This window comes from Pseudomonas rhizosphaerae, assembly GCF_000761155.1.
Taxonomy (GTDB): Bacteria; Pseudomonadota; Gammaproteobacteria; order Pseudomonadales; family Pseudomonadaceae; genus Aquipseudomonas; species Aquipseudomonas rhizosphaerae.
Window position 1 is genome coordinate 2228623 of sequence record NZ_CP009533.1, and the last position, 21993, is coordinate 2250615.

A 21993-nucleotide genomic window follows, 5' to 3' on the forward strand; every position below is an offset into this window, starting at 1 on the left:
GCAAAGGCGTCTATTTTGAATGCAAAATACAATAAGCAAGGGAGAAACAGCATGACCAGCTCCGCCAAACGCCCTGTAAAGGTCCCGTTCACCGGCCCGGCACTGCTTGCCACGCCGTTGCTCAACAAGGGCACCGCCTTCACCGCTCAGGAACGCGACGTCCTGCATCTGCAAGGCCTGCTGCCGCAACAGATCGAAACCATCGACCAGCAATGCGAGCGCGCCTATCACCAGTTCCAGGCCTGCTCGACCGATCTGGAACGCCACGTGCTGCTGCGCTCGATCCAGGATTCCAACGAAACCCTGTTCTACCGCTTGGTCGATGCCCACATCGACGAGATGCTGCCGATCATCTACACCCCCACCGTCGGCAAGGCCTGCCAGGAATTTTCACGCATCTACCGCAGCCACCGCGGTTTGTTCATCAGCATCGATGACGTCGAGCGCATGGACGAGATTCTCAACAACGTGACCAAGGACAACGTCAAGGTCATCGTCGTCAGCGACTGCGAACGTATCCTCGGCCTGGGCGACCAGGGCGTGGGCGGCATGGGTATCCCTATCGGCAAGCTGTCGCTGTACACCGCGTGCGGTGGTATCAGCCCGGCCTATACCTTGCCAGTCGTGCTGGACGTGGGCACCAACAACCCCGAGCGGCTCGCCGACCCGCTGTATTTCGGGCGCCGCGAAGAGCGTGTACGCGGCGAACGCTACGAGGCCTTCGTGCAGGCATTCGTCGAGGGCGTGCAACGCCGCTGGCCCGAGGCGATCCTGCAATTCGAGGATTTCGCCCTGAGCAATGCCATGCCGCTGCTGGAGCGTTTTCGCGATCAGCTGTGCTGCTTCAACGACGACATCCAAGGCACCGCCGCGGTCACCGTGGGCACCTTGCTGGCCGCGTGCAAGGTCAAGGGCCAGAAACTTTCCGAACAGACAGTGGCCTTCGTCGGTGCCGGCTCCGCTGGCTGTGGCATCGCCGAGCAGATCATCACCGCCATGCAGCTGGAAGGCTTGAGCGACAGCGAAGCGCGCAGCCGCGTCTATCTGCTCAACAGCAAGGGCCTGCTGACCGACCGCCAGCCCGACCTGTACGACTTCCAGCAACGCCTGGCCCACGACAGCGAGAGCCTGACGTCCTGGTCGTTCGCTGGGCAGTGGCCAACCCTGCTGGAAGTGGTGAGCAACGCCAAGCCGAGCGTGCTGATCGGCGTCTCCGGCAAGGCCGGCTTGTTCACCGAAGAGGTGGTCAAGACGCTCTACCAGCATTGCTCCAAGCCGATCGTCATGCCGTTGTCCAACCCGACCTCGCAGATCGAAGCCCATCCCAAGGACATCCTGCAGTGGACCGAGGGCAATGCACTGGTGGCCACCGGCAGCCCATTCCTGCCAATCGAAGTGCTGGGCCGGACCTTCCCCATCGCACAGTGCAACAACTCCTACATCTTCCCCGGTGTAGGGTTGGGCGCCATTGCCAGTCGGGCCACGCGCATCACCGACGGCATGCTCATGGCCTCGGCCCAGGCGCTGGCCGACAGTGCGGCACCAGGCCAGATGCTGCCACCGCTGCGCGACGTGCAGGCAGTCAGCAAGCGTATCGCCCTGGCCGTGGGCCTGGCCGCGCAGAAGGACGGTGTGGCGGCGCCCATGGATGAGGCCGCGTTGCGCGAGGCCATCGAGGTGCACTTCTGGAAACCGGAATACCGCGCCTACGAGCGCCAGCCTCTATAAAGCACTGACGGCTCAGGCCAGGTTGTGGCTCTTCATCCAGCCCAACCCGGCCTCGGTGCCGCTCAACGGTTTGTACTCGCAACCGACCCAGCCCTGGTAGCCGATCCGGTCCAGGTGCTGAAACAAAAAGCGGAAGTTGATTTCCCCGGTGCCCGGCTCGTGCCGGCCCGGATTGTCTGCCAGCTGCACATGACCGATGGCAGGCAAATGCGCCTGCAGTGTGCGCGCCAGATCCCCCTCCATGACCTGCATATGGTAGATGTCGTACTGCAGCAACAGATTCTCGTGGCCCACCTGTTCCCGAATCGCCAGCGCTTGCTGGGTGCCATTCAGATAGAAACCGGGCATGTCGCGAGTGTTGATCATTTCCATGACCAGGCGAATACCGTGAGCCGCCAGTGCTACGCTGGCGTAGCGCAGATTGTCGACCAGGGTCTGCTGCACCTGCCGTGGATCGGCGTCGAGCGGAGCGATCCCAGCCAGGCAGTTGATGCGCGTATTGCCCAGGACTTTCGCGTACTCGATGGCTGTGGCGACGCCTGCGCGAAACTCGTCACGCCGATCCGGCAAACAGGCAATGCCGCGCTCGCCGTTGTCCCAGTCGCCGGGTGGCAGGTTGAACAGCACCTGGGTCAGGCCGTGCTGCTGCAAACGTGCCTTGATCTCGGCGCTGTCGAAGTCGTACGGAAACAGGAATTCAACGCCTCTGAACCCTGCCTTGGCAGCGTGGGCAAAGCGTTGCAGGAACTGATGCTCGGTGAACAGCATGGAAAGGTTGGCGCACAAACGCGGCATGGCAGGCTCCTTCTGTCAGGGAACGCGGTGACCGTCCTGGCGTGTCACCGCGCACATCGATGCCATCCTACGCCTACCTGGGCATCATCGGATCATTTGGGCATCACCACGGCGGCGGTGACGGGGTTGGCCGGCAGGTCGTAGACGAAGCGGTTCTGCGGACGCATGCGGAACGACAGCACCACACCGATGGCCAACAGCACGATGCTGACCATGAACGGCAGCTGCCAGTTGCCGAACTTGTCGATCAAAAGCCCCGCTGCTACCGGGCTGATGATCGCGGCCATGGCCGATCCCGTATTCATCATCCCGCTGGCGGTGCCGCAGTGGTCCGGGGCGATGTCCATGGGGATGGCCCACATCGGGCCGATGGTCATCTCCGAAAAGAAGAACGCGATGGCCAGGCAGGCCAGGGACACGTACATGTCGTGGGTGAACATCAGCGGCAGCAGGGCGACCAGGGTCAGTGACAGGCAGATCGCGACCATCAGACTGCGCGCCTTGTTGAGATTGCCGGTGCGCTTGTAGATGCGGTCGCTGACGATACCACCCAGGGTGTCGCCGACCACCCCACCGAAGAACACGGTGGAGGCGAAGATGGCGGTGTTCTTCAGGTCCAGGCCCATGTTCATGAAGTACATCGGCACCCAGCTCAGCAGCAGCCACAGCGTCCAGCCGTAGCAGAAGTAGACGATGGTGACCGGCGCCATGCGCCGAAACAGTCGTCCCCAGGGCAGCTTGATGGTGTTCTTGGGCTTGGGCGGGGGGAGTGCGTCGAGCTCCTGCTGGGTGATGCGTGGGTGATCCTTGGGTTGCTCGGTGAACACCAGCGCCCATAGCACCACCCAGACGAAACTGATGCCGGCACAGACATAGAACGACTCGCGCCAGCCATAGGCCGCCATCACCGCCACCATGGCCGCCGGCGCCAGTGCATTGCCCAGGCGCGCAAAGGCGTGGGTGATGCCTTGGGCGAAACCACGGTTCTCCTTGCCGACCCAGCGCGACATGGCCGCCGTGGCCGCGGGGAAGGTCGCGCCTTCCCCCAGGCCCAGCAACACCCGAGCGACGATCAGCGAGACGAACCCACCGGCCATGCCGGTGAGCACCGTGGCGCTGGCCCAGATCAGCCCGCACACCACGAGCGTGCGCTTGGCGCCGAAACGGTCGCTGACCCAGCCGCCGATGATCTGGAACACCAGGTAGGGATAGGCGAAAGCCGAGAAGACGATGCCGATCTCGGTCTTGGTGAGGTTGAATTCCTTGCCGAAACCGACCGCAGCGGTGCTGACATTGACCCGGTCCAGGTACGTGATGAAATACATGGCGCACAGCATGACCAGCACCATGGTAGTAGGGCGCAGATATAACCGCTTCATGTTCTATCTCCAGTTTCTTATTGTTTACGCCGGGAGGCGTTGAGTCGGGATAGTCAGTCGCATCGAGCGCCAGCCAAGGGCGGCGGCGCCGTTGATTTCACTCGCGGCGCAGGGGCACGTGTTGTCCGCCCAGGTAATCCATCGCGGCCAGCACGCCGCTGGCCTCGAGCTTCACCCCCGCCATCTGCAGGCCCATTTCGCAGCCGCTCAACGTGGCCATCAAGGTCAGGTCGTTGCAGTCGCCCAGGTGACCGATGCGGAACATGCGCCCCTTGAGCTTGCCCAGGCCTGTGCCCAGCGACATGTCGAAGCGTTCGTAGATGGTCTTGCGCACGGCGTCGGCGTCGATACCTTCGGGCGTCATCACGCCGGTGAGCACCGGGCTGTAGACGCTGGGGTCGGCGCATTGGATGGGCAGGCCCCAGGCTTGCACGGCGGTACGGCAGGCGTGGGCGAGGCGTTGATGGCGGGCGAAGACGTTGTCCAGGCCTTCGCCGAGGATCATGTCCAAGGCTTCGGACAGCCCGTACAAGAGGTTGGTATTGGGGGTGTAGGGCCAATAGCCGGTCTTATTCATCTCGATGATTTCATCCCAGGCCCAGAAGCTGCGCGGCAGCCCGCCACGCTGGCTGGCTTCGATGGCCTTGGGCGAGAGCGCGTTGAAGCTGATGCCAGGGGGCAGCATCAAGCCCTTCTGCGAGCCGGAGATGGTCACGTCCACGCCCCACTCGTCGTGACGGTAGTCCGCCGAAGCCAGCCCGGAGATGGTGTCCACCAACAGCAGGGCCGGGTGACCGGCAGCATCGATGGCCCTGCGCACGGCGGGTATGTCGGAGGTGACGCCGGTACTGGTTTCGTTGTGCACCACGCACACCGCCTTGATCTGATGCCCGCTGTCCTGTTCCAGCCGTGCCTGGATCATGTCGGCGCGCACGCCTCCGCGCCAGCCCTCTATCCCGGGAAGCCCGATGAATTCAGGCTTGAGCCCCAGGCTGATGGCCATCTTCTGCCATAGGCTGGCGAAATGGCCGGTTTCGAACATCAACACCTGGTCGCCCGCACTCAGGGTATTGCACAGCGCTGCTTCCCAGGCCCCGGTACCGGAGGCGGGGTAGATGATCACCGGGTGGCGGGTCTTGAAAATCCGCTGGATGCCTTCGAGGACTCTCAGGCCCAGTTCACCGAACTCGGGGCCGCGGTGATCGATGGTGGGATAGCTCATGGCCCGAAGGATGCGATCCGGCACCGGGCTGGGGCCAGGGATCTGCAGGAAGTGACGGCCGGCAGGATGGAAATCGAGCTTGAGCATGGGTTGACCCTTTGTTGTTGTATTTTGAATGCAAAATTACATTAGCAGCTGAGCGCCCTGTGTCAAACCACTCAATTGCGCTAATATCGACCCATATTCGTGCTTTTTAGAATAAGAAAAGCTCGCGTTAATCCATTGATACAAGGAGTTTGCATGCAGTCTTCGCCAATGGCCTCCAGCGCTGCGCCTGCCTTGCAGTTGCCCCGTCTTGAACGTCAGCGCCTGCACGACACCGTGGTAGAGCACCTGCGCGGGTTCATCACCGAGGGGGTGCTACCGCCCGGCACCAAGCTGAACGAGCGTGAGCTGTGCGAAACCCTAGGCATTTCACGCACGCCCCTGCGTGAAGCGTTGAAGGTGCTGGCCGGGGAGGGCTTGATCGAGATCAATCCGAACCGGGGTGCCAGCGTGGCGCGCATGAGCGAATTGGAGATTCGAGAGGCGTTCGAACTGATGAGCGGTCTGGAAGCGTTCGCTGGGGAGTTGGCGTGCGAGCGCATTACCGACGCTGAACTCGACGAGATCAAGGCGTTGCACAACGCCATGGTGGTGAGCAAGAGCCAGCACGACTTGGTGGGCTACTACCAACGCAACCGTGCGATCCATGACCTGATCAACCTGGCCTCGCGCAATTCGGCGTTGCGCCAAATGTACCTCACGGTGAATCGTCGTTTGCAGGCGTTGCGTTTCCTTTCCAACCAGCAAGCGCCGAAATGGGACCGGGCCCTGCACGACCACGAACACATGATCGAAGCCCTGCAGGCCCGGGACGGCAAACGCCTGAGCACGATCCTGCGCCAACACCTGTTGGAAAAACGCGACGCCATCATGCTACTGGTCCAGAACAGCGACCGCCCGTGATTCCCCGGACGCGGTGTGTCTGAACGAACGCGGCGCCCCCGGACGCGGCTCGCGCCGCTGCTACGGGGAAGCGGGGGTCAGCGCAGGGTCAGCGGGATGTTCAGGTCCTTGATGCGCTGGGCGGTATCGGCATCGACTTCGCCTGCCACGAACGAGGACTCACGGGTCGTCCCGTTGTTGGCTGGCAACGGCGTATCCAGCGACGCGAGGGGCAAGCCTGCCAACGCCTGCCAGCTCGACTGCCGCGGCGGAACATGGCCATGGTAGTACTTGCGGATTGCATCGCCGTCTTCCACGGGCGTGTCCTTGAACAACGCCAGGGTGCTCGGCACCGTCAACCGACCTTTCGCCTCCACCGAGGCAGCATGGGTGGCCAGACGCGCTGCCGAAATATCGATGTCACCTCCGGCTTTCATCGAAAACCCGTTGTGGGTGCGTTCTGTCATGTGTGCCTGTCCGTCATCGTCTGCCGGACTGAAGTAGTGATCGGGAATGTCATTCTCCAGCCACACCGCCTTGTTACGCGGTCCCGTGGCTTCCAGGCTCCCGGTGAGCTGAATGTCGCTGGCCCGCAGCTTGATGTCACCCTCGCTTTCCAGCGCCGAGCCGGCCACATCGAGCATCGCACCTGCCTCCATGTGCAAGGAGCCCCCGGCAATCGTGCTGCGTGCTTGTGACACCTGGTACCCTTCGCGGCGCCACTGGCCTTGCGGCAGCTCGCCAGCCACCGGTCCCCACTGCGACCCGCTCAGGTTGAAACCTTCTTTCTGAGCCATACCGCTGACCCACACATTACCCTGGGCAATGAATGTCAAGGCATTGTTCGCCAGCAGATGTGAGCCGGCGACGGACACATTGCCGTTTCGAAAAGCCGAACGACCCGCTCGCACGGACAGCGTATCACTGGCCTTCACCAGGGTAGGCATGGACACCTCAAAGGTACGGTCGAAGCTGCGCAGTTCCTGGTCGGCGCTCGGGCGGGCGCCGTCGATACGCACGCGCTTGCTTGAACCTGCGATGGCGATATCGCCTTCGCTATGGAGACTGACCTTCGTTCCAGAAAGCTGGCCGCCATCGATGCGGATATCCTTGCCCGTTATCGACAGGTGGCCACCGCGCGCTTTCATTCGTGTCGGCTGCTGATACGTGTGCTCGCGGTAAGCCTCGTGCGCCAGGCTTTTGGACAAGGTGACGCGCCGCGTGCCGGTGCCCTGGGTGAAGCTGCTCTTGAGATCCAACCCGCTGATCACGATAGCTCCTGGCCCGTTCATGCTGACCGAATGAGCTGCGTCGATCCTGGCACCTACCAACTTGCCAGTGGGCAGATCGACTGAACCGCCTTTGATATGGCTGGCCTGAGCGCTTTCAAAATACGTGGAGGCACTGTCTTCGGGAGCATCGGACGAGGCGAGTCGAACCGTGCGCCATTGTTTGTCCACCTTGGCACCGGCTTGCAGGCCTCCACGCACGGTGTACATGCCCACGAATTCCGGGCCTTCGACACGGGTCGCCGCCATCTCGATACCGTCGCGACCGTCCAGCCTCACCGTGCCGGTGGCAATCAGGGTATTGCCCACATGGCGCACCGAGCGCTCTTCGATCTGGGCATCCGTTTCGCCTTGCGCCAGGGTGAACCAGGTGTCGGCAGCCGTCGCCTGTCGCTGCGTCTGGGTTTCGTTGCTCAACGCGTCGAGTTTCAGCCGGCCACCTGACCGCGCGTCGATATGGCGCCCGGCGAGTGCCAGGGATGTCAGCGTCATGTCGCCTGCGGCGGACAGCTTCACATCTTCTGCCTTGGCATCGATCGAAGCTCGCGCATGCCGCCCATTGCGAGTGGTTGAAGAGCCGATCGCCAGTGCCCCGGCGGAGGCGATCTCGATACCTTGCTCGGCGCTCAGTCGGGTAACGCCCATGTTTACGCCAGCGCCGTTCTGGGTGCTGACGATCTTGATGCGCCGGGCCTGCATGGCCCCCAGCAGCTTGGCATCGACCGCTGTAGCAGTCTGGGCTACTTCGGCGATCGCCAACGTTCGCGCATCGACCCGATGCTGCCCCAGCAGCAGGCTCAAGTCGCCACCTGCGCTGATGTCGCCGTCGACTTGCACGGTGGGCGCGATCAACTGCACGGAACCGGCGCCAACCGCCACGCCGCCTTGGCCGACCTCCAGCGACTGCTGCGCCGTGCGCGTGTCGTAACGGGCGATACGGCCATCCTCCAGTTCGGCTGTGCCCACCACATAAGTCGCGGCGTTGGGCTGATCCAAAGTCATGCGAGCGCCGTTGAGCATGATGCCGTTGGGGTTGCTCAACACGTAGTCGGCGGCTTGGCCGAAGATGACTTGCTCGCCGTTGATCTCTGAACCGCGCGTGCCTACCACTTCGTTGAGAATGGTGCTGGCAGCTGTGCCTGCGAACTGGCTGTTGGCACCGACCGCGAGTTGCTGCCCGCCGACCTCTGCCTGCCCGGCCGCCAGGCTGTTGTTCAGCACCACGCCGGCGGTGCCGACGTTGTAGTCCTGCCACTGGTTGTGGGACAAGCCCTGGGCATTGGGCGCAACGATATCGATGATTGGTGCGTGCGCCTGGCTGTCGACGATTGCCATGCCCATCGGTCCATCGACCGCGACCAGTCCCTCTGCAAAAGCAGGTTCCAGCGTGGCCAGCAGGACGGCCGAGATGGCCAGGCCTAGTGTGTGTCGGGTAAAGGAAGGATGCTTGAAGACTGTCTGTTGCACGAAGATGCTCCTCTCTGGGGCTATGGGGTGTTGGCAAACGGCTGGACGAATCCGCCGGGGGCCACTCTAGAGAGAAGCGAGGCACGGTAATGAGTGTAGGAATGGTCCTCGTGATGTAGGACGTGTCTGTCAGATGCACAGCCGGCGGGCAACCTGTACCCGTCCACGCGGGACGGGCACTTGGCCGAGAATCCTGCATGTCAGGGCAGGCTGAACTCCACGCGTTCGGGGATACGGTTCATCAGCACCCGCCCGCCGCGAATCGACACCCGCGCCTTGGCTTGCTGGCGCACTGCCTCATAGTCGCTCTCGGCGCCCAGGATCACCATGTTCGCCGGGCGTCCGACGACGATCCCATAGCGCTCGCCCAGGTTCAGCGCCCGAGCACTGTTGTCGGTGACCAGGTCGAGCGAGCGCTGCAGGTCCTCGAAGCCCATCATGTGACAGATGTGCAGGCCGGCATCCAGTACTCGCAGGATGTTGCCGTTGCCCAGCGGGTACCACGGGTCCTTGATGGAGTCCTGGCCGAAGCAGACATTCATGCCGGCTCGATCCAGCTCGGCCACCCGCGTCACGCCACGGCGCTTGGGAAAGGTATCGAAACGGCCCTGTAGGTGAATGCTCTCGGTGGGGCAGGAAACGAAGCTGATCCCCGACTGCTTGAGCAGGCGGAACAGTTTCGAGCAATAGGCGTTGTCGTAGGAGCCCATCGCCGTGGTGTGGCTGGCGGTGACACGGCTGCCCATGCCGCGCACGCGGGCCTGCTCGGCAAGCACTTCGAGAAACCGCGAATGCGGATCATCGGTCTCGTCGCAGTGCACGTCCACCAAGCAGCCGGTGCGCTCGGCCAGGTCCATGAGGAAGCCGATGGAGCTGACACCTTGCTCCCGAGTGTTCTCGAAATGCGGAATGCCACCGACCACGTCGGCGCCCATGGCAACCGCGCGCTCCATTAGCTGACGGCCGTCGGGATAGGACTCGATGCCTTCCTGGGGAAACGCCACGATCTGCAGATCGATCAGGTGACGTGCTTCCTCGCGTACTTCCAACATGGCCTTGAGCGCACCCAAGGTAGGGTCGGTGACGTCGATGTGCGTGCGCACATGCTGGATGCCGTGCTCGGCCAGCATGCCGATGGTGGTGAGGGCCCGCTGCTTGGTGTCTTCGTGGGTGATGCTGGCCTTGCGCTGGCCCCAGCGCTCAATGCCTTCGAACAGGGTGCCACTCATGTTCCACTGCGGATCGCCCGCAGTGAGCGTGGCGTCCAGATGGATGTGCGGCTCGACCAGTGGCGCTATCAGCAGTTGGCCCTGTGCATCGATGTCGCCACCCTCGGGCTGCACGATGCCGTGCTGAGCTTGCAGCGATGCAATGGTGGCGCCATTGCAGGCAACGGTGTGCAGTCCATCGGTCTTGCGCAACCGGGCGTTGATGATTTTCATGGGAAATCCTCCTTTCTGGGTGCCGATGGTCCATGGTGCCATAGTTGTCCGCCATGCTCGGAAAACCTTCACACGGGTGCCGTGAACAACTCGCGGCGGGCGCCCTCGGTGATGGCCACGATGCCGGGATGCTTGACCTTGCGCTCGACTGAAATCACGTAGAACGACTCGGTGACCGCTTCGGTCTGACCGATCAAGCGAACGCGATACTGGGTCATGATCTCATCGGCGATGACACTGGGTGCAATGAAGATGCCGCTGCCCGATTGGCCGAAAGCCTGCATCAAGGCGCTGTCGTCGAACTCACCGACCACCCGTGGCAGCAGGCCCTGATCGCCGAACCAGCGCATCAAGCGGCTGCGTAGCACGCTTTCCTGCCCAGGAATGAGCAGCGGCGCCCCGTGCAGGCACTGCGGAAAATCGCCGCCGTGGCGGGCCGCAAGTTGCTCGGTGGCGAAGAAACTGATGCCGCACTCACCCAGTTTCTGGCTGTAGCCCTTGATGTCCAGGTGCGACGGCATGGGGCTGTCGGAAATGACCATGTCCAGCCGCTGGATCGCCAGGTCGGCCAGCAGCCGCTCCAGCTTGTCTTCGCGGCAGGTGATGCGCAACGGTTCACTCAATTCCATGGTTGGCGCGATCAGCCGGTAGACGATCGACTTGGGCACCACATCGGCCACGCCTACCCGAAAGGGGATCTGTTCCTCGTCGGGCTGGGTGCGCAGCACGGCCTCCAGCTCGCCGCCAATCTGGAACATGCGTTCGGCATAAGGCAGCGCCTGGCGACCGGCTTCGGTCAGCTCAAGATGTCTGCCAACACGCCGAAACAATTTTACGCAGAACGTTTCTTCGAGCAGGCTGATCTGACCGCTGATGGTTTGTGCGGTGAGGTTGAGTTGCTCACTGGCACGCACGATGCTTCCCGTGCGTGCAACGACCCAGAAATAGTGAAGCTGACGATAATTGAGCACGGGTATGTTCACTTCGTAAAAACCGAAGTGTATCTGGTAAAAATACGAATTTTCCAGAAGTATCCGCCTCTCTAGAATGCCTCGCTAGCAATGAGCCAGTAGTTAGGGCTAGAGATCTGATGCGCGGCATCTGCCGAGCCTCCCCAGACATTCAGCGAACCGTGATAAGGGCAGGAACGATACATGGAATACCTACTGGAACTGGCTTCAAGCCCCACCGCCTGGGTGGCGTTGATTACCCTGGTGATCATGGAGGTCGTGCTGGGTATCGACAACCTCATATTCATCTCCATCCTGACCAACAAGCTGCCCAAGGAGATTCAAGCCAAGGCACGCCGTATCGGTATCAGCATGGCGCTGATCCTGCGCCTGGGTCTGTTGAGCACCGTGGCCTACATCGTTCAGCTGACCGAGCCGGTGTTCTCCGTGCTGGATCACTGGTTCTCGTGGAAAGACGTGATCCTGATCGCCGGTGGTCTGTTCCTGCTGTGGAAAGCGACCAAGGAAATCCACCACACCGTGGACCCGGTCGAACAGGAAGAAGCCAAGATCGGCGACAAGGTGAGCATGAGCTTCGCCTCGGCGATCGGTCAGATCCTGGTACTGGACCTGGTGTTCTCCATCGACAGCATCATCACCGCCGTGGGCATGACCGAGCACTTGCCGATCATGATCATTGCCGTGGTCAGCGCCGTCATCGTGATGCTGGTAGCAGCGGAACCTCTGGCCAAGTTCATCAACGACAACCCGACGGTCGTCATGCTGGCCCTGGGCTTCCTGATCATGATCGGCATGACGCTGATCGCCGAAGGCTTCGGTGCCCACGTGCCTAAAGGCTACATCTACGCAGCCATGGCGTTCTCTGCCACCATCGAGGGCTTGAACATGCTGTCGCGCAGGGCCAAGCAGCGCAAGATAGCGGCCAGTCGCGAGGCGTAAAGGCGACAAGCAAAGCGAGGGGGCATGGATGCCCCCTTTTTTTTTCGCCTGATGCTTTGTTTGGGTGGGTTCAGATGTGTTGCGGCGTGGTGGTGCGGCGCAGCGCTACAGCGCTTTTTGGTTTGGCTGGTTGCCGGATCTGCGGCTCGTGGTGCTGATGGCGACGCGCAATACGCAGTACACCCCAAAGCATGGCAGCTGCCACGGCCATCCAGCCGGCAATCAGGCTGAAGATTGTCATTGCAAGGCTCATCACTACCTCCATTGCTTTCGCGTCTTCTCGGTCACGTAATAGATGACCCTGAGGGTTTGCCGGCGTTTCAACCTATTGACGAAAGGTCATTTGCGTGGGTTGAACTCGTTGGTGCGATGTCCCGTAGCGAGTCGCTGTACCACTGGCTGCGGGAAATCTATGATGGCCGCTCAGGCGGTACGTTGTGCGCCGCCATGGAACGGGGAACACCATGCTGCCGAAAATGAACGTCATGGCCAGAACGCTGCTGGTCTGCAGCCTGCTGGCTGGCGTGGCCGCCTGTACCAGCAGCAATGGCCCGGCATTGCCCGGCCTGGCGGATCGGGTGGAGCTCAACGGTGTGCCGTTCTTCCGGGGCAACGCCAATCAAAGCGGTTCGATGGTGCTCGCCAGCATGCTCTCGCAACAAGGCATTACCATTACACCCGGGCTGCTCGACCCAGCCTTGAAACTACCCGGTGAGACCGATCGCCTGCAGCAGAACATTGCACAGGTGGCCCGTGAATATGGCCTGCTGGTGTATCCGCTGGATCCGGAACTCAATGCGTTGCTGGCCCAAGTGTCGGCGGGCAATCCGGTAATGCTGCGCTACAGCGAAGGCTCGGCGTTCTGGTCGCAGCCGCGCTATGCGTTGCTGGTGGGTTATGATCGATTCAAGCGGCACGTGTTGCTGCGTTCGGGTATGAACCGACGCCTGCAGATGGATTTCGGCAGTTTCAGCTCGGCGTGGAAAAGTGCAGGGTCATGGGCCATCCTGGTTCAACAGCCCAATCAACTGCCTGCCCAGCTCGACCGCCAGCGCTGGCTGGACGCCGCCCGCGAAACCGCCGCCGCCGGCCAGGAACCCGCCGCCGCCCGCGCCCGCAAGGCAGTCGGCGCATAACCACCCGCCCGTGGGAGCAGTCATCGGCCGCGAAGAAAGCACCGCGCCGTATCAGGCATAACTGTATGCACCCCTGACGCGGCTCGCGCCGCTGCTACAGGGCAATTCGATTTCTGTAGCAGCGGCGCAAGCCGCGTCCGGGAGCACAGCGGTGTGTCAGGTTTGGCGTATCCGGGTCAAAACCCGAGGCGATCACGCAGGCTGTAATACCAGGCGCCCAGCTGGGTCAGCGGCGCGCCCAGGGCTCGCCCGCCAGGAAAAGGGTAGTGAGGCAGATCGGCGAATGCATCGAAGCGCTCGGCCTGGCCGCTCAAGGCCTCGGCAAGCACCTTGCCCGCCAGGTGGGTGTACGTCACCCCATGCCCACTGCAACCCTGTGAATAATAGATGTTGTCGCCCAGGCGCCCCATCTGCGGCAGGCGCGACAACGTCAGCAGGAAGTTGCCGGTCCAGGCATAGTCGATCTTCACCTGCGCCAATTGCGGAAACGCCTTGAGCATTTTCGGCCGAATGATCGCCTCGATGTTGGCCGGATCTCGCGCGCCGTACACCACGCCACCGCCGAAGATCAAACGCTTGTCCGCCGTCAGGCGGTAGTAATCGAGCAGGTAGTTGCAGTCTTCCACGCAGTAATCCTGCGGCAACAGCCTGCGCGCCAGTTCCTCGCCCAACGGCTCGGTCGCAATCACCTGAGTGCCACAGGGCATGGACTTGGCCGCCAATTCCGGCACCAGCTCGCCCAGATAGGCGTTGCCGGCGACGATCACAAACTTGGCCCGCACCTTGCCGTGAGCGGTATGCACCACAGGGCTCGGGCCGCGCTCGATGCGAATGGCCGGCGATTGCTCATGAATGCGGCCGCCCAGCGACTCGACCGCCGCTGCTTCGCCCAACGCCAGGTTCAGCGGATGGATATGACCGCCACTGACGTCCAGCAAGCCGCCGACATACTGGTCGCAGTCCACAACCTGGCGAATGCGGGCCTGGTCCATCAGCTCCAGCTGGGTATGGCCGTAGCGCTCCCATAAACGTTGCTGGGACTCGAGGTGCTTGAGTTGCTTGGCCGTAATTGCGGCGAAGACACCGCCATTCTTCAAATCACAATTGATGCCGTAGCGCGTCACCCGTTCGCGAATGATCCGCGCGCCCTCGAAGGCCATGTCGCCGAGCAGCCGCGCCTGTTCGGCGCCGACACTGCGCTCGATCACATCCAGGTCACGGCTGTAACTGTTGACGATCTGCCCGCCATTGCGTCCCGAAGCACCGAAACCGACCTTGGCCGCTTCCAGCACACACACGCTGAAACCACGCTCCAGCAGAAACAGCGCACTGGACAGGCCGGTATAACCTGCACCGATGATGCACACATCCGTTTCGATCTCACCTTGAAGGGCAGGGCGAGGCGGCGCCGCGTTGGCAGACGCGGCGTAGAAGGAGGGTGGATACTGCATGCTGGACATCCGGCAACCTCGGCGCGGTGGAATTCACCTGTCTTCGGATGCTAGCGCAGTTGGGCCCGGCTCACCAGCGCGCAGAAATTGAACGCGCTGAAAATAATTCCGCAATTCATAGGCTTAGCGCGTAAAAATGAGTTGACAGGTCATGCCGATTCCGTAGAATGCCGCCTCACAGCAGGCACGTAGCTCAGTTGGTTAGAGCACCACCTTGACATGGTGGGGGTCGTTGGTTCGAGTCCAATCGCGCCTACCAAACAAAATCCGCTCTGCTGGGCGGTCTGGAAAGGCGATCCGAAAGGGTCGCCTTTTTTGCGTCTACCGATCCGTAGTTTGCTTGAGCCGTTCGACCAGGGTGGCAAGCTGCGCGCTGCAAGATTCGATCTCCGCGAGGCGTTGAAGAACTTCTGCGCCTGCGTCAGACCGATGAAGACAGCGTCTGACGTCGTCCAGAGCACCTGCGTACGCTTGTTGATGCTGCTGAAGGCGCATCAGGTGCAGCGCCAGCAGGTCATGCTCGAACATCGCGGCTCCCCCTCATGCGTGTCACAGCCGCCTGGTGATGCCTTGCAGAGCGAGTTCAGTTCAGCGGCCGCCACTGCACATCACGCAGACCCCGGCGTTCGACGTGTCTTCTCAACTGCTCGGCATGCTCCGCCGGATTGGTTCCGCCGTAGACCAACCCGATACCCGAATGCAGGGCGGCGTAATACCAGGCGTCGGAGTCGCTCATGTGGGTATCTCGTTGCTGAAAGCGCCGAGCTTCACCATTGAGAACGTAGCGAATCTCGTAGTCCGTGAACCGGCTTGTCATATATTGCTCCCGTGTTACCGGGCATCTGACATGCAGGCCATTAGCCAGTTCCGCAATGATGGCAAAATCCTACCATCGGTAGGATCGGCCTTGGGCGTATCAGCTCGGTTCGGTCGATGCGTCGGCACCGTCGATGTCCGGATCGTCCGGCAGCACCTCCGGCTCGCCATCGTCGGCATCGTTGAGGGCGGCGCCATCGCTGGTCAGGTCATCTGCCAGCGGATCGGCCTCGGTTTGGCCGATAAGCGGGATGGGATCAAGATCGTTGGTCATGGCATGCCTCGCAAGTTGACGTGGGTGTCATGCATTCGAGATATGCCTGGCAGCTCAGGTTCTGTCCGATCTGCAACCGTCGGTCATGTCACAACTCGATCGCGTTGAATTCGCAGTAGTCCTCCCAACTCAAGCCCAGCGCGTCGGCCACCTCTTGATGGACCTCAAGGCGCATGGCCTTGAGCTCTTCCGGGCTCTGCGCAATCAGCTGCAAGGCCAGCTCCCAAGGCTCGAGGCCCTGAGCCTGGGCTTCGTCCTCGAACGCCCACTGCACTTGTTGTGCTTGCTCGCGGCTGTCCAGCACCTGAATTTCCTCGCGCAACTGGGGGTGCGCGTCGAGAAATATCGCCAGTGCGGCTTGGTTACGGTCTTCTTTGGCGATCATGTCTAGGCCCTGCCGGCTGTTCGAAATAAAGCGCTCATGATGCCATGGCAGGGCAGTGACGTCAGCGTCGGTCATCGCCCGTGCGGGCGCTGGAAGGATAGATAGTGATAAAATCCGCCCCTCGAATTCTGGAGGTAGGCGTGTGCGCAAGTTGATGATGGTGATGGCGATGCTGACGTTGGCCGGCTGCGGAACCGCGTTCGAAAAAGCCCACGAGGCGGTGTCGCAGTTGTTGGAGAATCCCAAGACGGCGCGTTTCACCAACGTACGCACCACCGACCAGGGCAACTACTGTGGCCAGGTGAAGGGCAAGGACGCCCAGGGCGTCTACGGCCCTTACCGCAGCTACGCGGCGATTCCCCACGGCGATCGATTTGAAGTTGTCATCGACAAGGATGGCAACGATCCGCGCGTGCGCGAAGTGTGCGGCAGCGCCGAGGAGTTGCTGCCTGCAGTCGATGCAGCCGAGCCGGGACAGCGCTGGGAAGTGCGGATCGTCTCGGGCCGCAACATGGGCTCGGTCACCGACATGGCGGCACGTTTGGTGGAAAACGGCTTCGTGGCCAGTTTCGTCCAGCGTGACGGCCAGACCATCGTCTACCTGGGGCCGTTCGACAGCAAGGCCGAGGCCGACAAGGAACGGGCCCGGCTCATGGGATCACGCGGGATCGAGTCGGTGGTGATGCCGTTCAGCGAAGCGGACAAGCCCTGAGGCGTGGGTACGCTTCAGGGCAGCGGCTTCAGCCGCAGGCCTTGAGGTCGACCGGCCCGACGAAAGCGTTGCCGTGTCCCATCACGCACGCCACCTGCTGGTTGCGCTGGCGCTCCCAGACCTGCACCGGGTAGGTCTTGTCCCAGGCCTGGTACAGCTGGGTGTCCTGGCGCGACAGGCGCAGCCCGTACTGCTTGCTCATGTACATGTAGGTGCGCGCGATCATCCCGCGGATCGAAGGCCGGGGCATGACCTTCTTGGCCTTGAAGTCGACCTGAGTCAGGCACGAACCGTATTGCCCGCGTTGTTCGGGCAGCCAGCCGAAGCTGAAATTGCTGCGGTCGCCGTTCACCTCGCCAATGCTGGGCACCAGGTTGTGCAGGTCGGCTTCGGCGGTCTGATAGACCTTGTCGTTGCGGGTACAGTTTTTACGCCCGCCGTTCTGCCAGCACTGGCGCTGGTGACCAATCTGCCAGGCGGGGACGATGTGTTCCCACTCGATGCGCGCAGCGCGGTTGGCATTCTTGCGCGGCACATAACCACACGCCGCCAGGTTGACTCGGTTGCCGGTGTACTTGCAGCCGCAGTAGAACTCGGTGGACTGGGGGGCGTACAACTTCCAGGCGACTTTCTTGGCTTCGCTGAAGGTACGTGGGGCATCGGCGTGGGCGATGAAACTGGACAGCATCAAACTGACGAACAAACTGCGAACCATCATTGAATCAATCTTCCTTCGGTACGACCCAGAAAATCTGCACGCCACCGTCGTCGCGGTGGGCGAGGGTGACATTGTCGTTCTCGGCGATTTCCTCGAGCATTTGCGCCCAGTCCTCCTCGCTTTCGTGCTCGAGCCGAAAGATCAGCGCGGCACGGGATTTCTGCGCGGTGGGCGAGTTGATGATCTTCTGGATGCGCACGCCTAGACGTTCATAGGCGCTCGGCGCGGCGGGGGTGGCAGTGGTCACGACGCGTTTCCTTGAGGGGCTGTACGTGCGTACAGTATTTGACTGTAGGACGTTTCGCAATAGCCCTAGGTAAATAGCGGGGTTCTGACAGCGGATTCGCGAATTTTCTTCCCGGTTGACAAAAAAACTTGAATCCGATCAGAGACATCCGACACGACGTGGCGAATCGAAAGTCCTGGCAGTGATATCGTTATGCAATAACGATATTTAAAATTACGTTCTTATACCTCTACAGTTTGGCCATTCCCTCGTACTCAATAGCCAGAGTCGGAGCACAACATGGCCGTCGCCCTTTCAGAGATCCCTCGTCAGTCCTTCAAGATCCGTCCGTTGGCCGGCCATGTCGGGGCCGAAATCATCGGCCTGGACTTGCGCTTGCCGCTCAACGATCAGGATTTCGCCAGCATCCACCGGGCGCATCTGGACCATCATGTCGTGGTCTTTCATGACCAGCGCATCACCCCGCAACAGCAGATCGACTTCAGCCGCCGTTTCGGGGTGCTGCAGATCCATGTGCTCAAGCAGTTTCTATTGGCAGGGCACCCGGAAATCCTCATCGTTTCCAATATCGTCGAGAATGGCCAGCCGGTCGGGTTGGGTGACGCAGGCAAGTACTGGCACTCGGACCTGTCCTACAAAGAATTGCCGAGCCTGGGCTCGATGCTGCATGCCCAGGAGTTGCCCAGCGAGGGCGGCGATACCTTGTTCGCCGACATGCACAGGGCCTGGGACACGCTGCCGTCTGCATTGCGCGAGGCAGTCGAAGGCAAGCAGGCCGTGCACTCATACACCGCGCGCTACAGCGAGGGCAAGAACGCGGCCAATTGGCGGCCGACCTTGACGGCGGAGCAGTTGACCCAAGTGGTGACCGTGACCCATCCGGTGGTCCGTACCCATCCTGAAAACGGCCGCAAGGCCCTGTTCGTCAGTGAGGGATTCACCACGCACATCGTAGGCATCCCTGAAGATGAAAGTCGGGATCTTCTGCAGCAGCTCTATGCCCACAGCGTGCGCGCAGAGAACGTCTATCGGCATTCCTGGCAAGCCCACGACATGGTCTTCTGGGACAACCGCTCGCTGATTCACCTCGCGGCCGGCTGCCCGGACCACCTGCGGCGCAAGCTCTACCGCACCACCATCCAGGGCGACGCGCCGTTTTGATAGGGAGTCTTGCATGAACGCTGCACTGCCAGGCCACACGGCCAGCGCTGGGACCGATTCGGCAACCGGGCAACGGGCGACTCCCGAAACCCTGCTGCAGGTGGAGAACGTCAGCCTCGAATACCGCACCTCCGAACGGGTGGTGCGGGCCACGCATCAGGTCAGCTTCGAAGTCGATCGGGCCGATCGATTCGTCCTGCTCGGGCCTTCCGGGTGCGGCAAGTCCACGTTGCTCAAGGCTGTGGCGGGTTTCATCAAGCCCAGTGAAGGTCAGATCCGCCTCGCGGGTGAGCGGATCGAAGAGCCTGGCCCCGACCGGATCGTGGTGTTTCAGGAGTTCGACCAGCTTCCGGCCTGGAAAACCGTGATCGAGAACGTGACGTTTCCGTTGCTGGCATCGCGCACGCTCCAGCGCGCCGAAGCCAACGAGCGGGCCCGTCACTACCTGGAGAAGGTCGGCCTGAGTGCCTTTGCCGATGCCTACCCACACACCCTCTCCGGCGGCATGAAAGCCCGCGTGGCAATCGCACGCGCGTTAGCCATGCAGCCGAAGATCCTGCTCATGGACGAGCCGTTCGCTGCGCTCGATGCGCTAACGCGGCGCAAGATGCAGGAAGAGCTGCTGGAGCTGTGGCAGGAAGTGCGCTTCACCCTGCTGTTCGTCACCCATTCCATCGAGGAAGCCTTGGTGGTGGGCAATCGCATTCTGCTGCTCTCACCTCATCCCGGCCGGGTTCGGGCCGAGATCAACAGCCACCAGTTCGACCTGGGCAGCCTGGGCGGCGTGGACTTCCAGGCCAGTGCGCAGCGCATTCACCGGTTGCTGTTCGACGAAGGCGAGGAGCCGTCGATGGACCTTCCCGTGGATTTCCAGCACCTGCGCATCGCCTATTGACCTCGCTGCGTTGACCCCGCCGCATTCGGAGCAAACCCATGAGCCTTTCCCCACCCGTGCGTCAAGAGTATGAAGTGACGCTTGAGCCGTTCACTCAATCCGAACTGGTTCGCGACATTTCCCTGCCCCGTCGCATCTGGCAGCAGGCCTGGGTACGCAAGGGCGTGATCCTGTTGGCCCTGGCCGTGCTATGGGAACTCGCTGCCCGTTGGCAGAACAATGACCTCCTGCTGCCCAGCTTTCTGCAGACCGCCAATGCGTTCATCGAGGGAGTTGCCAGTGGCGAATTGCTGAGCAAGGTGTGGATCTCCCTGACCGTGCTGATCAAGGGCTACCTGATCGGCATCGTCCTGGCGTTCGGTCTGACCACCTTGGCAGTCTCGACCCAGTTGGGGCGCGACCTGCTCAGCACCTTGACCGCCATGTTCAACCCGCTGCCAGCCATCGCGCTGTTGCCGCTGTCGTTGCTGTGGTTCGGCCTGGGCGAGAACAGCCTGATCTTCGTACTGGTGCATTCGGTGCTCTGGGCCCTGGCGCTGAACACCTACGCCGGCTTTCTCGGGGTATCCGAAACCCAGCGCATGGCCGGGCGCAACTATGGCCTGCGTGGCTTGCGCTTCGTCTGGCACATCCTGATTCCGGCGGCACTGCCGTCGATCCTGGCGGGCCTGAAGATCGGCTGGGCATTCGCCTGGCGCACCCTGATCGCCGCCGAACTGGTGTTCGGTGCGTCTTCGGGCAAGGGCGGCCTGGGCTGGTACATCTTCCAGAACCGCAACGAGCTGTACACCGACAAGGTCTTCGCCGGCCTGGCCGCCGTGATCCTGATCGGTTTGCTGGTGGAAAACCTGCTGTTCAACACCTTCGAACGTCTCACCATCAAGCGCTGGGGCATGCAGCGCTGAGTCCATCCATCCCTGTCCAGAGCATTCAACATGGTATTTGCAAACAAGCTTTCCCTGGCCTGCGGGCTCGCTGCCGCGGTGTTGGCCGGCGGCGCCAGCGCCGAAGGCAAGATCAGCATCGCCCAGCAGTTCGGCATCGGCTACCTCATCCTTGATGTGGTGCGTGACCAGCAGTTGATCGAGAAACACGGCAAAGAGCAGGGCGTGGACATCGAAGTGGACTGGAACAGCATATCCGGGGCCACTGCCATGAACGAGGCGTTGCTCGCCGGTGCTCTGGATGTGGTCTCGGCTGGGGTGCCACCGATGCTCACCGTGTGGGACCGGACCAAAGGCCGGCAGAACGTCAAGGCCATCGCTTCGTTGGGTTCGATGCCCAACTACTTGCTCAGCAACAACCCCGACGTGAAGACCCTGAAAGACTTCACCGACAAGGACCGCATCGCGGTGCCCGCCGCTGGCGTCGGTTTCCAGTCGCGCACCTTGCAACTGGAAACGGCCAAACTGTATGGCGACAAGGAATTCAAGAAATTCGACAACATCTCGGTGAGCATTCCCCATCCGGACGCGACCTCGGCATTGATCGCCGGCGGTTCGGAAATCAGCGCGCATTTCTCCAGCCCCCCATTCCAGTACCAGGCCCTGGAAAACCCCAAGGTGCACAAGGTGCTGAGCAGCTATGACATTCTCGGTGGGCCGGCCACCTTCAATGTGCTGTACACCACCCAGAAATTCCACGACGACAACCCCAAGACCTACAAGGCCTTCTATGACGCGTTGGTGGAAGCGGCGCAGATCGTCAAGGCCGACAAGGTGGCTGCAGCCAAGACCTACATCCGGGTCGAGAAATCCACCCTGAGCGAAGCCTTCGTGGAGAAGATCGTCAAGGACCCGGAGATCGACTTCACCGTAGTGCCGCAACGCACCTTCATCTACGCCGAGCGCCTGCATGAGCTGGGTGTGCTGAAGAACAAGGCGCAGAGCTGGAAAGACTATTTCTTTGAAGAAGCGCACGGCGGCGAGGGCAGTTGATACCAAGTGTCGCGTGGTTTTTGCCTGGAAACCGAACTCAATGCGGGTCGCTCTATTGATCGGTGCATCTGTCACTGATTGAATCGGACCCGGCAAGCTCGA

General features: G+C 61.6%; 23 protein-coding genes and 1 tRNA gene. 10 read left to right on the forward strand and 14 right to left on the reverse strand.

Translation table 11 applies throughout. From position 1 onward, the window contains the following. Positions 1–51 precede the first annotated feature (51 nt). Positions 52–1728: an NAD-dependent malic enzyme gene (locus LT40_RS09945; RefSeq protein ID WP_043189487.1), complete on the forward strand. Its 1677-nt coding sequence runs from the start codon at positions 52–54 to the stop codon at positions 1726–1728. A gap of 12 nt (positions 1729–1740) precedes the next feature. Here the strand turns inward: LT40_RS09945 and hyi are convergent, their stop codons facing one another. The 3 genes from hyi to LT40_RS09960 form a co-directional block, all read right to left on the reverse strand. Further along, entirely contained in the window at positions 1741–2523 is a 783-nt protein-coding gene (hyi, locus tag LT40_RS09950; RefSeq protein ID WP_043189490.1) for a hydroxypyruvate isomerase, read from the reverse strand. A 92-nt stretch (positions 2524–2615) separates the two neighbouring features. Further along, the gene (locus LT40_RS09955; protein WP_043189491.1) at positions 2616–3902 is read right to left on the reverse strand and encodes an MFS transporter; all 1287 of its coding nucleotides are present in this window, start codon (positions 3900–3902) and stop codon (positions 2616–2618) included. Between the two features lie 97 nt (positions 3903–3999). Further along, complete coding sequence (locus tag LT40_RS09960; RefSeq protein WP_043189494.1) at positions 4000–5211, reverse strand: pyridoxal-phosphate-dependent aminotransferase family protein; 1212 nt, start codon at positions 5209–5211, stop codon at positions 4000–4002. A gap of 153 nt (positions 5212–5364) precedes the next feature. Here LT40_RS09960 and LT40_RS09965 point away from each other — a divergent pair, with 153 nt between their 5' ends. Continuing rightward, the gene (locus LT40_RS09965; RefSeq protein WP_043189497.1) at positions 5365–6072 is read left to right on the forward strand and encodes a GntR family transcriptional regulator; all 708 of its coding nucleotides are present in this window, start codon (positions 5365–5367) and stop codon (positions 6070–6072) included. 77 nt (positions 6073–6149) lie between these two features. Here LT40_RS09965 and LT40_RS09970 read toward each other — a convergent pair whose 3' ends face one another. The 3 genes from LT40_RS09970 to nhaR all read right to left on the reverse strand — a co-directional run bounded on the left by LT40_RS09970 (position 6150) and on the right by nhaR (position 11220). After that, positions 6150–8807: a filamentous hemagglutinin N-terminal domain-containing protein gene (locus LT40_RS09970; protein ID WP_043189501.1), complete on the reverse strand. Its 2658-nt coding sequence runs from the start codon at positions 8805–8807 to the stop codon at positions 6150–6152. Between the two features lie 200 nt (positions 8808–9007). Further along, positions 9008–10249: a cytosine deaminase gene (gene codA, locus LT40_RS09975; protein ID WP_043189503.1), complete on the reverse strand. Its 1242-nt coding sequence runs from the start codon at positions 10247–10249 to the stop codon at positions 9008–9010. A gap of 68 nt (positions 10250–10317) precedes the next feature. Then, on the reverse strand, positions 10318–11220 hold the full coding sequence (gene nhaR, locus LT40_RS09980; RefSeq protein WP_043189507.1) for a transcriptional activator NhaR: 903 nt from the start codon (positions 11218–11220) through the stop codon (positions 10318–10320). A 183-nt stretch (positions 11221–11403) separates the two neighbouring features. On the opposite strand from nhaR, the gene LT40_RS09985 reads away from it, so the two are divergent. Further along, complete coding sequence (locus LT40_RS09985; RefSeq protein WP_043189510.1) at positions 11404–12159, forward strand: TerC family protein; 756 nt, start codon at positions 11404–11406, stop codon at positions 12157–12159. A gap of 70 nt (positions 12160–12229) precedes the next feature. Here the strand turns inward: LT40_RS09985 and LT40_RS09990 are convergent, their stop codons facing one another. Then, positions 12230–12412, reverse strand: coding sequence for a hypothetical protein (locus tag LT40_RS09990; RefSeq protein WP_043189513.1), 183 nt, complete (start codon positions 12410–12412; stop codon positions 12230–12232). Between the two features lie 211 nt (positions 12413–12623). Here LT40_RS09990 and LT40_RS09995 point away from each other — a divergent pair, with 211 nt between their 5' ends. After that, positions 12624–13295, forward strand: a complete 672-nt coding sequence (locus LT40_RS09995) for a lipoprotein (protein WP_043189515.1) — start codon at positions 12624–12626, stop codon at positions 13293–13295. Positions 13296–13471: 176 nt separating this feature from the next. On the opposite strand, the gene LT40_RS10000 is transcribed toward LT40_RS09995, so the two are convergent. Next, on the reverse strand, positions 13472–14755 hold the full coding sequence (locus LT40_RS10000) for an NAD(P)/FAD-dependent oxidoreductase (RefSeq protein WP_043189519.1): 1284 nt from the start codon (positions 14753–14755) through the stop codon (positions 13472–13474). A gap of 173 nt (positions 14756–14928) precedes the next feature. Here LT40_RS10000 and LT40_RS10005 point away from each other — a divergent pair. Next, a tRNA-Val gene (locus LT40_RS10005) sits at positions 14929–15005 on the forward strand. A gap of 62 nt (positions 15006–15067) precedes the next feature. Here LT40_RS10005 and LT40_RS10010 read toward each other — a convergent pair. The 4 genes from LT40_RS10010 to LT40_RS10020 all read right to left on the reverse strand — a co-directional run bounded on the left by LT40_RS10010 (position 15068) and on the right by LT40_RS10020 (position 16221). After that, on the reverse strand, positions 15068–15274 hold the full coding sequence (locus tag LT40_RS10010) for a hypothetical protein (protein ID WP_043189521.1): 207 nt from the start codon (positions 15272–15274) through the stop codon (positions 15068–15070). Positions 15275–15329: 55 nt separating this feature from the next. Next, a complete protein-coding gene (locus LT40_RS10015; RefSeq protein WP_043189523.1) occupies positions 15330–15563 on the reverse strand; it encodes a DUF6555 family protein in 234 nt (77 codons plus the stop codon). A gap of 99 nt (positions 15564–15662) precedes the next feature. Beyond that, the gene (locus tag LT40_RS21690; RefSeq protein ID WP_158497444.1) at positions 15663–15836 is read right to left on the reverse strand and encodes a hypothetical protein; all 174 of its coding nucleotides are present in this window, start codon (positions 15834–15836) and stop codon (positions 15663–15665) included. A gap of 88 nt (positions 15837–15924) precedes the next feature. Next, positions 15925–16221, reverse strand: coding sequence for a DUF6388 family protein (locus LT40_RS10020; protein WP_043189525.1), 297 nt, complete (start codon positions 16219–16221; stop codon positions 15925–15927). Between the two features lie 142 nt (positions 16222–16363). Here LT40_RS10020 and LT40_RS10025 point away from each other — a divergent pair, with 142 nt between their 5' ends. Beyond that, complete coding sequence (locus tag LT40_RS10025; RefSeq protein WP_043189528.1) at positions 16364–16933, forward strand: SPOR domain-containing protein; 570 nt, start codon at positions 16364–16366, stop codon at positions 16931–16933. A gap of 28 nt (positions 16934–16961) precedes the next feature. Here the strand turns inward: LT40_RS10025 and LT40_RS10030 are convergent, their stop codons facing one another. Together LT40_RS10030 and LT40_RS10035 are read right to left on the reverse strand one after the other, a co-directional pair. Then, complete coding sequence (locus tag LT40_RS10030) at positions 16962–17651, reverse strand: endonuclease (protein WP_043189530.1); 690 nt, start codon at positions 17649–17651, stop codon at positions 16962–16964. 4 nt (positions 17652–17655) lie between these two features. Then, complete coding sequence (locus LT40_RS10035; protein WP_043189533.1) at positions 17656–17898, reverse strand: DUF1654 domain-containing protein; 243 nt, start codon at positions 17896–17898, stop codon at positions 17656–17658. 279 nt (positions 17899–18177) lie between these two features. Between LT40_RS10035 and LT40_RS10040 the strand changes: the two genes are divergently transcribed. The 4 genes from LT40_RS10040 to LT40_RS10055 are packed head-to-tail and all read left to right on the forward strand — an operon-like array spanning position 18178 to position 21891. After that, positions 18178–19059 (forward strand): TauD/TfdA dioxygenase family protein, encoded by an 882-nt coding sequence (locus tag LT40_RS10040; protein WP_043189536.1) that lies wholly within the window; start codon positions 18178–18180, stop codon positions 19057–19059. Between the two features lie 13 nt (positions 19060–19072). Next, entirely contained in the window at positions 19073–19954 is an 882-nt protein-coding gene (locus LT40_RS10045) for an ABC transporter ATP-binding protein (protein WP_043189539.1), read from the forward strand. 38 nt (positions 19955–19992) lie between these two features. Next, positions 19993–20859 (forward strand): ABC transporter permease, encoded by an 867-nt coding sequence (locus LT40_RS10050; RefSeq protein WP_043189541.1) that lies wholly within the window; start codon positions 19993–19995, stop codon positions 20857–20859. A 30-nt stretch (positions 20860–20889) separates the two neighbouring features. Then, the gene (locus LT40_RS10055) at positions 20890–21891 is read left to right on the forward strand and encodes an ABC transporter substrate-binding protein (RefSeq protein WP_043189543.1); all 1002 of its coding nucleotides are present in this window, start codon (positions 20890–20892) and stop codon (positions 21889–21891) included. The last annotated feature ends 102 nt before the right edge of the window (positions 21892–21993 follow it).

Excerpts from the sequence above, each read along its gene's own strand:
- LT40_RS10020 (WP_043189525.1), bottom strand. The coding sequence starts at position 16,221 with ATGATCGCCAAAGAAGACCGTAACCAAGCCGCACTGGCGATATTTCTC.
- LT40_RS10015 (WP_043189523.1), bottom strand. The coding sequence starts at position 15,563 with ATGACAAGCCGGTTCACGGACTACGAGATTCGCTACGTTCTCAATGGT.
- LT40_RS09995 (WP_043189515.1), top strand. The coding sequence starts at position 12,624 with ATGCTGCCGAAAATGAACGTCATGGCCAGAACGCTGCTGGTCTGCAGC.
- LT40_RS10030 (WP_043189530.1), bottom strand. The coding sequence starts at position 17,651 with ATGATGGTTCGCAGTTTGTTCGTCAGTTTGATGCTGTCCAGTTTCATC.
- LT40_RS09990 (WP_043189513.1), bottom strand. The coding sequence starts at position 12,412 with ATGAGCCTTGCAATGACAATCTTCAGCCTGATTGCCGGCTGGATGGCC.
- codA (WP_043189503.1), bottom strand. The coding sequence starts at position 10,249 with ATGAAAATCATCAACGCCCGGTTGCGCAAGACCGATGGACTGCACACC.
- LT40_RS09965 (WP_043189497.1), top strand. The coding sequence starts at position 5,365 with ATGCAGTCTTCGCCAATGGCCTCCAGCGCTGCGCCTGCCTTGCAGTTG.
- LT40_RS10040 (WP_043189536.1), top strand. The coding sequence starts at position 18,178 with ATGGCCGTCGCCCTTTCAGAGATCCCTCGTCAGTCCTTCAAGATCCGT.
- LT40_RS10050 (WP_043189541.1), top strand. The coding sequence starts at position 19,993 with ATGAGCCTTTCCCCACCCGTGCGTCAAGAGTATGAAGTGACGCTTGAG.
- LT40_RS10000 (WP_043189519.1), bottom strand. The coding sequence starts at position 14,755 with ATGTCCAGCATGCAGTATCCACCCTCCTTCTACGCCGCGTCTGCCAAC.
- LT40_RS09960 (WP_043189494.1), bottom strand. The coding sequence starts at position 5,211 with ATGCTCAAGCTCGATTTCCATCCTGCCGGCCGTCACTTCCTGCAGATC.
- LT40_RS10055 (WP_043189543.1), top strand. The coding sequence starts at position 20,890 with ATGGTATTTGCAAACAAGCTTTCCCTGGCCTGCGGGCTCGCTGCCGCG.
- LT40_RS09955 (WP_043189491.1), bottom strand. The coding sequence starts at position 3,902 with ATGAAGCGGTTATATCTGCGCCCTACTACCATGGTGCTGGTCATGCTG.
- hyi (WP_043189490.1), bottom strand. The coding sequence starts at position 2,523 with ATGCCGCGTTTGTGCGCCAACCTTTCCATGCTGTTCACCGAGCATCAG.
- LT40_RS10010 (WP_043189521.1), bottom strand. The coding sequence starts at position 15,274 with ATGTTCGAGCATGACCTGCTGGCGCTGCACCTGATGCGCCTTCAGCAG.
- LT40_RS09945 (WP_043189487.1), top strand. The coding sequence starts at position 52 with ATGACCAGCTCCGCCAAACGCCCTGTAAAGGTCCCGTTCACCGGCCCG.
- LT40_RS10045 (WP_043189539.1), top strand. The coding sequence starts at position 19,073 with ATGAACGCTGCACTGCCAGGCCACACGGCCAGCGCTGGGACCGATTCG.
- LT40_RS09985 (WP_043189510.1), top strand. The coding sequence starts at position 11,404 with ATGGAATACCTACTGGAACTGGCTTCAAGCCCCACCGCCTGGGTGGCG.
- LT40_RS21690 (WP_158497444.1), bottom strand. The coding sequence starts at position 15,836 with ATGACCAACGATCTTGATCCCATCCCGCTTATCGGCCAAACCGAGGCC.